The sequence below is a fragment of the Aeromonas sobria genome, from assembly GCF_000820145.1.
GTDB lineage: Bacteria > Pseudomonadota > Gammaproteobacteria > Enterobacterales > Aeromonadaceae > Aeromonas > Aeromonas sobria.
In genome coordinates, this window is the sequence record NZ_CDBW01000042.1 from 1 (window position 1) to 15,398 (window position 15,398).

Annotated in this window: 13 protein-coding genes and 2 tRNA genes; 7 read left to right on the forward strand and 8 right to left on the reverse strand. The window is 59.5% G+C overall.

The genetic code is table 11. The features are described 5' to 3' along the window. Window positions 1–39 precede the first annotated feature (39 nt). Window positions 40–115 (forward strand) — tRNA-Lys (locus BN1135_RS18005). Between the two features lie 17 nt (window positions 116–132). Continuing rightward, window positions 133–208: transfer RNA gene (locus BN1135_RS18010), tRNA-Val, on the forward strand. 351 nt (window positions 209–559) lie between these two features. Here the strand turns inward: BN1135_RS18010 and BN1135_RS18015 are convergent. Then, complete coding sequence (locus BN1135_RS18015; protein ID WP_042023470.1) at window positions 560–1,873, reverse strand: sodium-dependent transporter; 1,314 nt, start codon at window positions 1,871–1,873, stop codon at window positions 560–562. 428 nt (window positions 1,874–2,301) lie between these two features. Between BN1135_RS18015 and BN1135_RS18020 the strand changes: the two genes are divergently transcribed. Beyond that, window positions 2,302–3,021 carry a substrate-binding periplasmic protein gene (locus BN1135_RS18020; protein WP_042023472.1) on the forward strand — a complete coding sequence of 240 codons (720 nt, stop codon included), beginning with the start codon at window positions 2,302–2,304 and terminating at the stop codon, window positions 3,019–3,021. A gap of 3 nt (window positions 3,022–3,024) precedes the next feature. Here BN1135_RS18020 and BN1135_RS18025 read toward each other — a convergent pair whose 3' ends face one another. Both BN1135_RS18025 and BN1135_RS18030 read right to left on the reverse strand, forming a co-directional pair. Continuing rightward, window positions 3,025–4,338 carry a sodium-dependent transporter gene (locus BN1135_RS18025; protein ID WP_042023474.1) on the reverse strand — a complete coding sequence of 438 codons (1,314 nt, stop codon included), beginning with the start codon at window positions 4,336–4,338 and terminating at the stop codon, window positions 3,025–3,027. Between the two features lie 213 nt (window positions 4,339–4,551). Further along, entirely contained in the window at window positions 4,552–5,391 is an 840-nt protein-coding gene (locus BN1135_RS18030; protein WP_042023476.1) for an isopenicillin N synthase family dioxygenase, read from the reverse strand. A gap of 207 nt (window positions 5,392–5,598) precedes the next feature. Here BN1135_RS18030 and BN1135_RS18035 point away from each other — a divergent pair, with 207 nt between their 5' ends. Continuing rightward, window positions 5,599–6,162, forward strand: coding sequence for a DUF2799 domain-containing protein (locus tag BN1135_RS18035; protein WP_042023479.1), 564 nt, complete (start codon window positions 5,599–5,601; stop codon window positions 6,160–6,162). A 51-nt stretch (window positions 6,163–6,213) separates the two neighbouring features. Here the strand turns inward: BN1135_RS18035 and BN1135_RS18040 are convergent, their stop codons facing one another. Further along, entirely contained in the window at window positions 6,214–7,032 is an 819-nt protein-coding gene (locus BN1135_RS18040) for a Cof-type HAD-IIB family hydrolase (RefSeq protein ID WP_042023481.1), read from the reverse strand. A gap of 499 nt (window positions 7,033–7,531) precedes the next feature. Here BN1135_RS18040 and BN1135_RS18045 point away from each other — a divergent pair, with 499 nt between their 5' ends. Next, complete coding sequence (locus tag BN1135_RS18045) at window positions 7,532–8,008, forward strand: Lrp/AsnC family transcriptional regulator (protein ID WP_042023483.1); 477 nt, start codon at window positions 7,532–7,534, stop codon at window positions 8,006–8,008. Window positions 8,009–8,170: 162 nt separating this feature from the next. Here the strand turns inward: BN1135_RS18045 and BN1135_RS18050 are convergent, their stop codons facing one another. Continuing rightward, the gene (locus BN1135_RS18050; protein WP_042023487.1) at window positions 8,171–8,488 is read right to left on the reverse strand and encodes a hypothetical protein; all 318 of its coding nucleotides are present in this window, start codon (window positions 8,486–8,488) and stop codon (window positions 8,171–8,173) included. A 325-nt stretch (window positions 8,489–8,813) separates the two neighbouring features. Between BN1135_RS18050 and BN1135_RS18055 the strand changes: the two genes are divergently transcribed. Next, a complete protein-coding gene (locus BN1135_RS18055) occupies window positions 8,814–9,278 on the forward strand; it encodes a nucleotide triphosphate diphosphatase NUDT15 (protein ID WP_042023488.1) in 465 nt (154 codons plus the stop codon). A 63-nt stretch (window positions 9,279–9,341) separates the two neighbouring features. Next, window positions 9,342–10,496, forward strand: coding sequence for a chromate efflux transporter (chrA, locus tag BN1135_RS18060; protein ID WP_042023489.1), 1,155 nt, complete (start codon window positions 9,342–9,344; stop codon window positions 10,494–10,496). A 73-nt stretch (window positions 10,497–10,569) separates the two neighbouring features. Here the strand turns inward: chrA and msrB are convergent, their stop codons facing one another. The 3 genes from msrB to glgB all read right to left on the reverse strand — a co-directional run bounded on the left by msrB (window position 10,570) and on the right by glgB (window position 15,358). Then, complete coding sequence (msrB, locus tag BN1135_RS18065) at window positions 10,570–10,956, reverse strand: peptide-methionine (R)-S-oxide reductase MsrB (protein WP_042023490.1); 387 nt, start codon at window positions 10,954–10,956, stop codon at window positions 10,570–10,572. 68 nt (window positions 10,957–11,024) lie between these two features. Next, on the reverse strand, window positions 11,025–13,181 hold the full coding sequence (gene glgX / locus BN1135_RS18070) for a glycogen debranching protein GlgX (protein ID WP_042023491.1): 2,157 nt from the start codon (window positions 13,179–13,181) through the stop codon (window positions 11,025–11,027). After that, entirely contained in the window at window positions 13,181–15,358 is a 2,178-nt protein-coding gene (gene glgB, locus BN1135_RS18075; RefSeq protein ID WP_042023492.1) for a 1,4-alpha-glucan branching protein GlgB, read from the reverse strand. Before glgB ends, glgX begins: the two co-directional genes overlap by 1 nt. Between the last annotated feature and the right edge of the window lie 40 nt (window positions 15,359–15,398).

The following is a 15,398-nucleotide window of genomic DNA, read 5'->3' on the forward strand; positions in this document are numbered from 1 at the left end:
ACCATATTTGTAGTAAAAAGTTTAAAAAATGATTTAGATGGGTCGTTAGCTCAGTCGGTAGAGCAGTTGACTTTTAATCAATTGGTCGCAGGTTCGAATCCCGCACGACCCACCATCATTTCAAGAATCCCAGGTCGTTTAGCTCAGCTGGGAGAGCACCTCCCTTACAAGGAGGGGGTCACTGGTTCGATCCCAGTAACGACCACCATATTTGTAGTAAAAAGCGTAAGAAAAAGCTGAAATCTGTAGCAATATTTCAGAGAAAAATCCCCACTCAGGTGGGGATTTTTTTGCCTGAAATTCAGTCCCCAAGCATATCCCGCTGTTGCCATGACGAGCTGATCTCCACCTATTATCGTGCCACACTGCCACACTGCCACACTGCCACACTGCCACACTGCCACACTGCCACACAGCGCCTCTTCTATTCTGCTCTTCCTAGTTTCCCTACCTTACCCTACGACCGCCCATTGCAGTCCTATCCATCGTTATGTTTCCCATTCGGACGCCAGCAATAAAAAGGGCAGGCCAAGGCCTGCCCGTAAGAGTGCGCAAGGTGTTACATGATGCCGCGGATCAGGATCCCGCTGATCAGCAGCGGCGCCACCACCCGCCAGCACCAGAGCAGCGCCAGGCGCAGGATGGGGGGCAGGCCCGCAGGCAATATGGTGTCACCCAGGCGCCAGCCCAGCAGCAGGGTCAGCACCAGGCCGAACAGCGGCATCATCAAGTTGGAGGTGAGGTAGTCGAGCAGCTCGAAGATGGTCTTGCCAAACAGGGTCAGCTCGCTCCATGGGCCGAACGACAGGCTCACCGGAATGCCGGAGGCCATGATGAGCAGGGTCAGTACCCGACAGGCGCCGCGGCGTGACCAGCCCCACTCCTCGGTGGTGAAGCGCACCAGATGCTCCAGCATAGAGATGGAAGAGGAGAGAGCAGCGACCAGCAGCAGCAGGAAGAAGACCACCCCCAGCCCCTGACCGAACGGCAGATGGCTGAACACGGCGGGCATGGTCATAAAGGTGAGGCCGGGACCCGCTGTGGGGTCGATGCCGGTAGAGGCCAGCGCCGGGAAGATCATCAAGCCCGCCAGCACCGAGATGATGCTCGCTAGGGTGACCACCCAGACCCCGGAGCGCAGCACACCTTCGCTATTGGGCAGGTAGGCACCATAGGTGGTGTGTACACCCAGCCCGATGGAGAGAGAGAAGAAGGCCAGCCCCAGCGCGTCCAGCACGCCCTGGCCGGTCAGCATGGAGAAGTCCGGCAGCAGCAGTTGGCGCACGCCAGCCATGGCACCGGGCATGGAGAGGCCGACCGCCACTAACAACAGCATCATGATGAACAGTGCTGGCATCATCCAGCGCAGCGCTCGCTCCACCCCTTTTTGTATTCCCCCTTGCACAAACCACCAGGTCAGCCCGGCAAAGACCAGATGCGTGAGGATCGGCCACAAGGGATCGCTGACGTAACCGTTGAACAGGGTGGTCAGGGCGCTGCCCTCGCTCAGGTTGAGCTTGCCTGCCATCGCCAGTGCGGCATAGCCCACGGTCCAGCCACCGACCACGCTGTAGAAGCTGTAGATCAGGAAGCCGCAGAGGATCCCCATATATCCCATCCAGCGCCAGTTCGGCCCAACCAGCTTGCGGAAGGCGCCGAGCACCCCGCGCTGACTATGGCTGCCGAGCAGGGTCTCGCCGACCTGTACCGCCACCCCGAGGGTGAAGCTAAACAGCAGAAACACCAGCAGAAAGGCGCCACCGCCATTGGTGGCGGTCACATAGGGAAACTTCCAGATGGCACCAAGGCCAATCGCGGTGCCTGCTGCGGCCAGCACATGACCAAGACGGGAAGACCACTGAACCTGGCTCATACAACCTCCGGGTAACACAACATCGAAGCAATACTCCTGAGTAGCAATAAACGACAGACCATAAAAAAGGCCGCCCGAGGCGACCTTTGCAATGAACATTCAGAAAACTGTGCGTGCAAGGTCACCTCTCTTGCGAGCTAAAAAATCGACCAAACAGCACGAGGATGGCAGACATGAGATGACAACCTGACTAATGAATGAGGAAACAGCCTAAACCATGGAAAGAATAATTGACACATAAAATAAAATTTTTTATGTGGGCAGCAATCACCACACTGCCTGTACGTACCACTCAATGGGGGAGCAGCTCGCCGAGCGCATCTTTTCTACCTTGTGACTATTTACTGGGCGATACTCGACGTAGCTTCTTCTGGAACTTGTGGCCGCCACATGGCGCTGACGGGAACAACTATGAGACAGGATGTCGTATGAGATGGGTGGTTCTGCTCTGGTGGCTGATCAGCCTGAGTGTGTCGGCGCAACCCGGATTAACCCTGCTGAGTCACGATTTACCCCCCTTTACCGAATACCGCGACGGCAAGCTCGACGGATTTGCCATTCGCCTGATCGATGAGGTGCAGGAGGAGCTTGGCACCCGTTATCCGGTGCGGATTTACCCGCTCAAGCGGGCGCTGGCGCTGGCACGGGTCGAGCCCGGCTATGGACTGTTCGTGGTACAGCGGCTCCCGGAGCGGGAGTCCCATTTCAAATGGGTTGGCCCGCTCTTTATCAATCGGGTCTTTATCTATCAGGCGCCGGATAGTCGCCACCCGCTGACCTCGCTGGCACAGCTGCGAGATCTGCCCAGAGTGGGGGTAGTGTTGGGCAATGCCGATGATGTGCGGCTGACCCATGAAGGCTACACCAATCTGGTGCGCTACAAGACGGTCGGGGAGGCGATAGAGCGGCTGATGCTGGGCAAGATCGATGCCTTGCCGATGGCGGAGCTGGTGATGGAGGCCACCCTCGACAAGATGGGGTTATCCCGGCGCAGCATCGTCAGCAGTGGCGTACTGCTCCATCAGGCCGGTCTCTATATCGTCTTCTCCAAGGGAACGGATGATGCCGAGATCACCCGCTGGCAGCATGCCCTGGAGGCCGTCAGAGTCGCACAGGGGCGGGCCGATGAGCCCACCCGCGAAGAGTAACCGTCACACCAGACCGCGAATCAAGATCCCGCCGATCAGCAAGGGGGCAATCCAGCGCCAGCAGTTCATCAGCAAGTGATGCCAGTGGCTGGCAATCCCCTGCGGCAGCGCCTTGCGTCCCAGCTTCCAACCCAGCAGCAGCGTCAGCATCAGGCCGAACAGCGGCATCATCAGGTTGGAGGTGACAAAGTCCAGCAGCTCGAAGATGGTTTTGCCAAACAGGGTTGCGTGTTGCAGCGGGCCAAACGACAGGCTGACCGGAACACCGCTAACCATGACGAATCCAGTGATGGCGCTGCAGGCCGTGCGGCGTGACCAGCCCCAGGTCTCGCACAGGAAGCACTGCAAATGCTCCAGCAGGGAGATGGCCGAGGAGAGCGCCGCAAAGACCAGCAGGGCGAAGAAGATCACCTCAAGCACCTGACCGAAGGGCAGCAGCTGAAATACTGCCGGCATGGTCATAAAGGTGAGACCGGGGCCGGAGGCCGGGTCGATACCGGTCGAGGCCAGCACCGGGAAAATCATCAAGCCCGCCAGTACCGCCACCATGCTGGCCAGCAGCACCACCCAGAGGCTGGAGCGACCAACCCCTTCGCTGGTCGGCAGATAGGCGCCGTAGGTGGTGTGAATGCCCAGACCGATGGAGAGGGAGAAGAAGGCCAGCCCCATGGCATCGAGCACACCGGACATCCCCAGCTTGCTGAAGTCGGGCATCAGGAAGTGACGCCCCCCCTCCATCGCATTGGGCAGAGTGAGGCCAAAGGCGACCAGCATCAGGATCATCAGGAACAGGGCCGGCATCATCCAGCGCAGAGTGCGCTCCACCCCTTTCTGAATGCCCCCTTGCACCACCATCCAGGTGAGGGCGGCAAACAGCAAGTGGGTGAGAATGGGCCAGAAATCACCGCTGACATAATCATTGAAACGTGCAGTGAGGACGGTGGCATCACCCTGATTGAGCTGGCCCGAGATAGCCATGCCGGTGTAGCCCAGGGTCCAGCCTCCCACCACGCTGTAGAAGCTGAAGATCATCAGGGTGCAGACCAGACCCATGACGCCGACCCAGCGCCAGCGTTTGCCAAGCAACTCGGAGAAGGCGCCGACGACCCCGCGACGGCTGATGCTGCCGAGCAGGGTCTCCCCCATCAGCACCGCGACCCCCAAGGTGAAGCTGAACAACAGGAAGACCAGCAGGAAGGCGCCGCCGCCGTTAACGGCAGTGACGTAGGGGAATTTCCAGATTGCGCCGATACCGACTGCGGAACCGGCTGCGGCGAGGATGTAGCCGAGTCGGGATGACCATTGGGACTGCTTCATAAGAACTCCAATCGAGAGCCCCCTTTGGCAGGGGCAGAATGGCGCTCATGTTACGGGGGGCGCGGCGCAATCACTACGACGGTTATCAGACGTAAATGCAATTTATTGGCATGATTCTCTAATTTAATTCTGTTTTTCGCCTAATCCTGCCACCAAATAAAAACCGGAGCGAGATTGCTCCGGTTTGGTCTCTGACAAGTGATCGTCTGCTGACTAGATCACCCCCAGCTCCCGCAGCCGCTCCATCAGGTAGCTGTGGGCGGTATGGCGCTCGGAGAGCACCACATTCGGGCGCGGATGGAGGAACAGCGGCAGAGAGATGCGCGACTTAGCGGCACTGCCCCCGGTCGGGTTGATGACGCGGTGGGTGGTGGAGGGGTAGTAGCCGCGAGAGGCCTCCTGCAGCATGTCACCGATGTTGATGATCAGGGTGCCAAAGTCGCACGGCACGTCCATCCACTCGCCATCTGAGCCCTTAACCTGCAAGCCCGGCTCGTTGGCGGCAGGCAGAATGGTGAGCAGGTTGATATCTTCGTGGGCGGCAGCGCGGATGGCACCCGGCTCCTCGGTGCCATCGAACGGCGGGTAGTGCAGCACCCGCAGCAGGGTCTTCTGGCTCTCTTCGATCATCGAGGAGAGGGGACAGCTGTAGTGAGCGGCGATATCGGCCGGGGTGTACTGCTCGACCCAGCCCAGCAGCTCGGCGGCCAGGCCGTTGGCGAGGCGGTAGTACTCCATCGCCTGCTCTTTCAGCTCTTCCGGCATCTGGCCCCAGGGGTAGAGGTGGAAGTACTCCTTGATGTCTTTCTGGCTATGGCCCTTGGCCACCTCGGAGACCGAGGGCGGGAAGTAGCCATCCTGAGTCTCGCGATTGAACAGGAAATCCTGCTTCTGCTCGCTCATGAAGAAGCGATACCAGTTGTCGTAGATGGACTGCACCAGCTCTTTCGGGATGGGGTGGTTGGTCAGCACGCCAAAGCCGGTGGTTCGCAGGGATTCGGTGAAGCGTTGGGCCGCATCGGGTGAGCGGTAATCGACGGTCAAAACTTTCATTGTTTTTGTTGCGCGCCAGTTAAAAGATGGCGCAGTTTACCTTTCACCTGATAACAAGGAAAGCGGGTTGGTCGCCCCGTCTGGCACGGCGGCCAATAGTGACAAACACATCAAAAAAACAGCCCCAACCCGCGCGGGCGTGCATCCCTTGTTCTGGCCTTTTATCCTCTCTAGAATGCTGGTCACTATCTTGTCCGGAGTCTGTTCATGTCCCCCAAAATCCTGTTGCTGACCCTGCCGGTATTGCTGGCGGGATGCAGTGCCCTGTCAGAAGATGAGTGCCGCACCATGAGCTGGTACAACCTGGGTTATCAGGATGGATCCCAGGGTAAAACCCGTCTGGCGACCCGAGACTACGTTTCGTCTTGCAGCGAGTTTGGCCTCAGAGTGGATGAAGCTGAGTGGAAACGGGGTTATGACAAGGGGCTGGAGCTCTACTGCATTCCCGAGCTGGCCTACAGCAAGGGCAAGGAGGGGCAGGCCTATCTGGGGGTATGTCCCAACGATGCCAGCTTCCTCAAGCAGTATCAGCGCGGCTACGAAGAGTACAAGCTGGCAGCCCGCCTGCGGGAGATCAGTGATGAGCTGGAGCGTACCGAGCGGGATATCGATACGCTTGAACGCAGCATCCGCAACGAAACCAACACGGAACAGCGCGACTACTACCGCGCCAAGCGCGATCGTTCCATTCGCCACTACGAGTCCCTGCGGCGGGAATACAACCGCCTGCGCTATCCGGATCGGGTGATCCAGTTCTCCTTCGGCGGTTAATTCCTCTCTTGATGGCCAGCCAGCGTGCTGGCCATGTTGCATCTTGTCAGATCAGGGCAGTACCCAGCGCTGCAACGCCAATGCGATGCCATCCTCATTGTGGTCGGCCGTGACCTGATGGGCATGGCGCTGGATCTGCGGGGCCGCATTGCCCATGGCGATCGCCAGCCCCACCTGTTCGAACATGCTGATGTCGTTGTTGTTGTCACCAAACGCCACCACCTGCTCCATCGCAATGCCTTCGCTGGCCGCCCACTGGGCCAGCCGGTTGCCCTTGCTGCAACCGGGCTGCACCAGCTCCACCGCATAGGGGGCCGCCCAGTCGCGGGTAAAGGGCATCTGCTCGACCACCTCGCCCATAAAGGTGTGCAGGCGTGCCGGATCCTGATTGAACAGCTCCAGCTTCCAGACCGGGTTATCGAGCCAGCCTGCCAGATCCTCGACCGGATGGAGGGCGATCTTGAGGTGGTCCGGCTGATGGGCTGCCCAGTGGCGGATGCGGGTGACATGCTCCTCGCAACCGATGTAGCCGATCCCGTCGCTCAGGTGGAACAGGGCGCCCATCTGCTGCATCTCGACCGCGGTCAGCAGCTCGGTGAGCGGAGCGACCGCCAGCGGGTCGCCGCTGAGGATCCGGTTTTGCGCCGGATCATAGATATATGCGCCGTTGCTACAGATGAGGGGGGTATCGAGGGCCAGCTCATGGTGGAAAGGGCGCGCCGTCATGTAGTGGCGTCCCGTGACCAGTAGCACCTTGATGCCGTGGGCGCGGGCCTGCGCCAGTGCCGCCCTGGTTGCCGACGAGATCTGGTGATCCCGGGTCAGCAGGGTGCCATCCATATCGAGCGCGATGGCCTTGTACTCACTCATAGCTCCTCCTGAGGGGCGAACGGTGCGAGGTGGAATCGGGGTTGAAGCCTGTGCAATGAGCAGCAGTCATCCATGTCGCCCTGATAGTCATCGACAGAGGGGATTAAAGTCCCAAAACTATCAATAGCATGCAAGCACTCTGCATCATGGTGCTGTGAGGTTGTGATCTGGCGCGGAGTTATGGCGAGTGCCTGGCAACCGCCAAAAACAACAAAGCAGGCGCCGGGATGCCTGCTTTGTTGCCTTCGGGGAGGGGGTTCTCTCGTTCCAGCCCGTCGTTTCCCGATAAGGTAAGACGGCTGATGGGGCTCTTGACCCGGTAAGGTCCTTCACCGCAGAGACCCGGTCAGGTATCTGCTTTGCCACCGGAAGATGTAACCATAGTATCCCTACCTCGGCGGTGAGTGGTTGCAAAGTAACCACTAATTTCGGTTGTTTTTGCAATAGTTCACCCTTAATCTAGGAAAAGTGGATTAGTCATTGCAACGAGGAAGGGTAAATGCTGAAACTTGATCGCATAGACAGACATATTCTCGAGCTGATGCAGGAGAATGGCCGCATCAGCAATCTGGAACTGGCCGAGCTGGTAGGGCTCTCGCCGTCCCCCTGCTCCCGCCGGGTCAAGGCGCTGGAGGATGCCGGTCTCATCGACACCCACGTTACCCTGCTCAACGCCCGCCAGCTTGGCCTCACCCTCACCGCTTACATTCACATCTCCATGGACAGACACACGCCGGAGCGGTTCGAAAGTTTCGATCGCGCCATCAAGGAGCTGCCCGAAGTGCTGGAGTGTGATCTCATCACCGGCAATGACGCCGACTACCAGCTCAAGGTGGTGGTGCGCGACATGGAACACTACCAGCACTTTCTGCTCGACAAGCTGACCCATATTCCGGGGGTGACCGGGGTGCGCTCCAGCTTCGTGCTGCGCCGTATCAAGCACAAGACCGCGCTGCCACTCAACCATCTGGGTTGAGTCACTACGCGCGGGACGGCGGCAGGTCTGGTGCGTGATAGCGTAAGACCGCCGCCACCGAACTCTTCGGGTTGAGTCGTACGCAAATAGAAAGAGGAGGCCAGTGGCCTCCTCTTTCTATTTGCTATCTGTCGCGGTAACTGTGAGCCGTGGCAGATATGTTCAGACACTTACCTGGCTGATGTCTTCCACCTGCAGCAGCCAGCCGGTCTGCTCTTGCTGCGGTTCGCCGCTGACCCGCAGCCGTTCACCGGTCGGCACCCACTGCCCTTCGGGCAGAGAGACCAGCAGGCTTTCACTGCCGTTGTCGAACAACCAGCGATCTTCACCTCGCGCTTCAATCAGATAACCTTCCATCTCCACTCTGGACTCGGCTTGCCAGGATGGCGCAACGGAATCACGGCTCTCGATGAAATCCCCCTGAACACCAAAACTGGCTAGCCCCCACAGAATGGAGAGCCCGACCAATGATGTTTGCATCTTGTCTCTCCTCTTTTTTGGAACTGTAGGACCAGTATGGGAACAGAAAACTGAGCGCACCATGAATAAGGTGGCAAAGTGCTGGCGAGATCGCGAAAAAAACCAGCCAGCTCGCAGCTGATGTCATTTTATGGCGCATGGATCACACTTTTTGGCACGATTCTCCGCCGTTGGTTGAGTCCATAGCGTATTCACCTATTGCACTAGAGATAGCCCACCCAGATCCGGGCAGCAGGGGTTGCATGCCAGTCACGGGCCGCTTGTTGTCGTTGTGTAGCCGGCCTAAGGTAGGTCGCTTTGATACCACTGTTGAGGAGCTTGTCTGATGTCCACTCTCTATCCCCGTGTCGGGGTCGGCGTTATTTTAACCAACGGGCAGGGGCTGGTGCTGCTTGGCAAACGCAAGGGGAGCCACGCCCCCTACTGGTCAATTCCTGGTGGCCATCTTGAACTGGGAGAAAGCTTCGAGTCGGCGGCGATCCGCGAGGTGGCCGAGGAGACGGGGCTTGAGATCCACGGGCCCGAGGTGGTGGCGGTGACCAACAATCTGGAGACCTGGCGCGAGAGCGGGCTGCACTATATCTCGGTCACCCTGCTGGCGCAGACCGATGGCGAGCCGCAACTGCTGGAGCCGGAAAAGTGCGAAGGCTGGATCTGGTGCGACCCGCGCGCGTTGCCCGAGCCCCATTTCGATGCCAGTCGCCAGTCCATCGCCTGCTGGCTGGCGGGACGCTGCTACTTGCCGAGTGATTTGCCAACGGTGTCGGCCGAATCAGCCGAATTGTCATAAAACGATCATTGGGCTGTCATATTATCCCCACTGGATATGTGATGAAGGGATGGGAGTGAGGTAATGGGACCGGTTTTTCTCCAGTTTTTGTGGCTCGGCTGTATCAGTTTTGGTGGCCCAGCCGCCCATATCGGCTACTTTCAGCGCACATTTGTCCAGCGGCTCGGCTGGCTGAGCCAGGCTGAGTTTGCCCGTCTGCTGGCGCTGTGCCAGCTGCTGCCGGGGCCTGCCTCCAGCCAGCTCGGCTTTGCCATTGGCCGCCAGCGTGCCGGTCTGGGCGGGGCGCTGGCGGCCTTTATCGGCTTCACGCTTCCCTCTTTCCTGCTGTTACTGGCTGCCGCGATCGGGATTGGCCAGTTGGGAGCCAATCTGTGGCTTGATGCAGCTCTGCACGGCCTCAAGCTGTTGGCGCTGATCGTGGTGACCGATGCGGTGCTCACCATGAGCCGCCAATTCTGCGCCACACCACTGACCCAGGGGATCATGGTGGCGACCGCCGCGGCACTCTGGTGGCAGCCCGGCCTGTTGACCCAGTTGCTGATGCTGGCGGGGGCCGCGCTGATCTGTGCTCGCTTGCTGGGTGGGGAGGGCACAACGCAAGCTGCCGTCGGGCAGCCAGGTCAGGCCACGGCTCGTCAGCCCCACTGGCCGACCCTGCTGCTGTTTGCTGCACTTTTTGTCGGGCTGCCGTTGTTCGGTGGCCCGATTGGCCAGCTGGTTGCCGACTTTTATCGGGCGGGAAGTCTGGTGTTTGGCGGTGGCCATGTGGTGTTGCCCCTGCTGCAGGAGAGTGTGGGCCATGGCATCAGCCAGCAGCAGTTTCTGACCGGCTACAGTCTGGCGCAGCTGGTGCCGGGCCCGATGTTTACCCTTGCTACTTATCTTGGTGCCCAGCTGTTACCGGCAACGCCGCTGATGGGCGCTTTGCTGGCGACCCTGGCGCTCTTTCTACCCGGCTTTCTGCTGCTGTGGGCTGTCGGTCCCTGTTGGCAACAGTGGCTGACCCAGCCCCGTCTGGCGGGAGCCGTCACCGGCATCAACGCCGCCGTTGTTGGCTTGCTGCTGGCGGCCCTTTATCAGCCGGTGTGGCAGAGCGCTGTGCTGGCGCCGACCGATCTGGCGTTGGCCTCCATCGGTTTCTATCTGTTGCGAGTGGTGAAATTGCCGGTGTTGGCACTGGCTGGTTTGCTGGTGGGGGCTACCATCTTGCTGGCGTGAGCGCCGGGGAAACCGGATAAAAAACGGCGCCTCCGTGATGGAGGCGCCGTTTTTATTGCGATGGGTCAGCCGTTCAGGCTTCGGGATCGAAATCCAGACTCAGGCTGTTGACGCAGTAGCGCTGGCCGGTCTCGGTTGGCCCGTCGGGGAAGACGTGACCGAGGTGGGAGCCGCACTGGCGGCAGGTGATCTCCACCCGCTTCATGCCGTGGCTGCTGTCTTCGATGTAGTTCACTGTCCCCTCGATGGCCTTGTCGAACGAGGGCCAGCCGCAGCCGGAATCAAACTTGGCATCCGAGTGAAACAGCACGCTCTTGCAACAGACGCAGAGGTAGTCACCGCTCTTGCGATTGTGGAGCAGAGCGCCGCTGTAGGGACGTTCGGTGCCCTTTTCCCAGCAAACGTGAAACTGCTCGGTACTCAGTTTGCTGCGCCACTGCTCCGGATTGTTACTGCTCATACCGACTCCTTGCCTTTCATAACGGCGTCCAGCATAGCGGCTCCGTAAAGCTGACTCCAGCATGCCTGTTATGCTTTGTCCGCATCTGTGATCGCTGTGGCAGGCTGGTCCGCACTGGATACAGGGATGAGTGCTGGCAGTGGTGGCTGGGCATCCACCGCCGTGCTGGCCAGCGCCACCCGCTCCAGCAGCTTGAGAGAGTGGGCGCGACCGACCGCCACCTGACGCTTGATATCATCAGGCAGAAACGGCAGGCCATCGTTGGTCGCCGTGTCGATGGTCTGGATCCACTCCAGCCCTTCCCCCGGTGGCGGCAGGCGGAACTGGATATCGTAATCGCTGGCGTTGAACAGCACGTACCAGCGCTCGCCGATACAGTTGATCATGCCGATATCCATGGCAAATGCCTGCCCCATAGGGGCGTGCCAATCCTGATCGGTGAGCTGGTGGCCGTCCGGGTGATACCAGTTGACCTGATGGCAGCTGGAGGACGCGCCGTTCCAGCTGTCATCGCTCAGTTGCAGGTTGGAGAAAACCCCCGATTCCGCCCGCAGCGCCATCATCTGCTGGGTGAAGGCGAACAGCCGCTCGTCTTCTGGCCGCCATTGCCAGTTGACCCAGCTGATCTGGTTGTCCTGACAGTAGGCGTTGTTGTTGCCAAGCTGGCTGCGGCCCATCTCGTCACCGGCCAGAAAATGGGGGGTCCCCTGAGAGAGCAGCAGGGTGGCGATCAAGTTGCGTTTTTGCTGCTGGCGCAGGCTGTTGACCCGCGGATCCAGGGTCGGCCCCTCCACCCCGTGGTTATGAGAGAGGTTGTTGCCGTGGCCATCCCGATTGTCTTCACCGTTGGCCTGATTGTGGCGCTGGTTGTAGGAGACCAGATCTTCCAGGGTGAAGCCGTCGTGATAGCAGAGGTAGTTGACGCTGGTGTGGGGGGATCGCCAATTCTTCGGGAAGATATCCCGCGAGCCCACCAGCCGGGTGGCAAAGTCCCCCATCTTGCCGGCATCACCACGCCAGAAGGCGCGCACCGTATCGCGATAGCGGTCGTTGATCTCCTGCCACTGGCTTGGAAATTGTCCCAGCCGGTAGCCGAAGGGCCCGATGTCCCAGGGCTCGGCAATGAGCTTGACCTGCGACAGTAGCGGATCGGCCATGATCGCCTTGAAGAAGGCCCCCATGGGATCGAACTCACCCGCTTCCCGCGCCAGCGTCACCGCCAGATCGAAACGGAAACCATCCACCTGCATCTCGGTCACCCAGTAACGCAGGGCATCGAGCACCAGCCTAAGGGTATTGGGGTGATCCAGATTGACGCTGTTACCACAGCCGGTGACGTTGGCGTGACGGGTGTAGTCGGGGCCGTGAGGGCCCGCTTCGAAGGCGAAATAACCGGCGTTGTCGAATCCCTTGAACGACAAGGTGGGGCCATCGAAGCCAGAGGCGGCAGTGTGGTTGTAGACCACATCCAGAATCACCTCCAGCCCGGCCCGGTGCAGCTCGCGCACCATGGTTTTGAACTCGGTCACCGCCTCGTCCTGCTTGGTGCTGTAGCGCGGCTCGGGGGCGAAGAAGGCGATGGGGTTGTAGCCCCAGTAGTTGGTCAGCCCCAGTCGTTCCAAACGTGGTTCCGACATAAAGGCGGCCACCGGCATCAATTGTACCGAGGTGATACCGAGACTCTTCATGTGTTCGATCATCAGCGGATGACTGACGCCCAGATAGGTGCCCTGCAGCGCCTTGGGGACCCCCGGGTGCTGTTTGGTAAAGCCCTTGACGTGAGTCTCATAGAGGATGGTGCGAGCATGGCTGATGCGGGGTTTGCCGACACCCTGCCAGTCAAAGCTGTCATCCACCACCACTGACTTGGCAATCATGGCGGCACTGTCACCCTGATAGAGCTCGTCATCCCAGTAGGTCGGGCGGCTGAGCGCTTTGGCGTAAGGGTCGATCAGCAGTTTTTGCGGGTCGAACAGCATCCCCTCCTGGGGGATGCCATAAACCCGATAGCCGTAGCGCTGGCCAGCCTGCACACCGCGCACGTAGCCAAAGCGATACTGGCCACGGCGGCCGGGCAACTCCAGCCGCATCAGCTCCTGCTCTTGCTCGTCAAACAGGCAGAGTTCTACCTTGTCCGATTGGGGGGCCCAGACACAGAAGTGACAACCATCCTTATCAAGTTGAGTGCCCAGTGGGTGGCTCAACCCGGTTTCCATAACAAGCATCAAGACTCCTGTTTAATGAACAAGGTTGCCAGCGGTGGCAGATCCAGCACTATGCTGTGTGCCATCCCCTGCCAGGGGGTCGGCTCGGCAGCGAACACCAGGCCCACATCATAGTTGCTGCCCCAGTAAAACTCGCTGTCGGTGTTGAGTACCACCCGATAGTAGCCAGCAGCCGGGACGCCGACCCGATATTCGAGACGGGGCACCGGGGTGAAGTTGGCCGCCACTACGATGGCCTGCTTGCCCTCTTTATCGGCCCGCAGCCAGGCAAAGATGCTGTTGTCGGCATCGTTGTGATCCAGCCAGCGGAAGCCGGTCTGTTCATAATCGGCCTGATACAAGGCAGGCTCATGACGGTAGAGGTGGTTAAGATCGCGGATCAACCGCTGCTGGCCACCGTGCTTGGGGAACTGCAGCAGGTGCCATGGCAGTTGGGCATCGTGGTTCCACTCGTTGCTTTGGGCGATTTCGGTGCCCATAAAGTTGAGTTTCTTGCCCGGGTGGGCATACATGAAGCCCATGTAAGCGCGCAAGTTGGCCGCTTGTTGCCATTCGTCGCCGGGCATCTTGTAAATCATCGAGTGTTTGCCGTGCACCACCTCATCGTGGGAGAGCGACAGAATGAAGTTCTCGTCATAGTGGTACACCATGGAGAAGGTCATGTCGTTGTGGTGATAACGGCGGTGGATCGGCTCTTTCTGCATATAGGTGAGGGTGTCGTGCATCCAGCCCATGTTCCACTTGAAGCCAAAACCGAGGCCGCCGAGGAAGGTGGGGCGGGAGACTCCGGCATAGGCGGTGGACTCTTCGGCGATGGTCATGGCGTGAGGATACTTGCTGTACACCTCTTCGTTGGTCCACTTGAGCAGGCTGACCGCTTCGTAGTTGTGGTTGCCACCATCGACGTTCGGCACCCACTCGCCCTCATTGCGTGAATAATCGAGATAGAGCATGGAGGCGACAGCGTCTACCCGCAGGCCATCGATGTGGAACTTGTCGAGCCAGAACAGGGCGCTTGCCACCAGAAACTGGCGGACATTGTTGCGGCCATAGTCATAGATGTAGGAGTTCCAGTCCGGGTGCCAGCCACGGCGCGGGTCTTCATATTCATAAAGTGGCGTGCCATCGAAGCGAGCCAGTCCGTGGGCATCGGAGGGGAAGTGGGCGGGCACCCAATCCAGAATGACGCCGATGCCAGCCTGGTGGCACTGGTCAACGAAGTACTTGAAGTCATCGGCGCTGCCATAGCGACTGGTGGGGGAGAACATGCCCACCGGCTGGTAGCCCCAGGAGCCGCTGAACGGGTGCTCGGAGATGGGCAGCAGCTCGATGTGGGTGTACTCCATCTCCTTGACGTAGGCCACCAGCTCTACCGCCAGCTCACGCCAGCTCAGGCTGTCGCCATTGGGGTGGCGCTTCCAGGATCCGATGTGCAGCTCATAGATGGAGAGCGGCTGTTCCCGCTTGTCGTTATGCTGGCTGGCAAGCCAGTCTGCATCCTGCCACTGATACTGCTGCTGGTCATAGACCACGGAGGCGAACGACGGGTACTGCTCGCAATAGAAACCGACCGGATCGCTCTTGTGCGGCAAGCGATGACCAGCGGGATCTTTCAGCTCGAACTTGTAGCGATCCCCTGCTTTCAGCCCCGGTACAAACAGCACCCAGTGACCGCAGAGGCTGCGTTGCATCGGGTGGCGACGGCCATCCCAGAAGTTGAAGTCGCCGATCAGGCTCACCGCAGTGGCGCTCGGCGCATAGACCGCAAAACGGACCCCTTCGACCTGTTGACCAAGATGCTCAACGGTGCGTAATTGTGCACCAAGGGTGTGGTAGAGGTTTTCTGGTTGCGCGGTCAGTTCAGCAAGATCCGCCCAGGCAGCATCCTGAAATTGATAGGGGTCGATGACCTCGGTGGTGGCATCTTGGTAGCTGGCGAGCAGCTGATAAGGAAAGGGATTCTTGCGGCGGGTGAAAACAGTTTCAAAAAGGCCCGATTCATCGGAGGGTGCCAGAGTGGCAACAATTTTGCCTGATTTGAGATCCTTGATGCGGACTTCGAGGGCATCAGGCAACCAGGCGGTCAGTTTGAGGCCGGGCCCAGCCGGATTGGCCTGCAGGCCTAGATGAGAGAAGGGATCGGAACAGCGGGCAGCAACCAAACTTTCAACGAGCATCGAGATTTCCTTTCATGACAGAGCATCCACTCCGGCCTGG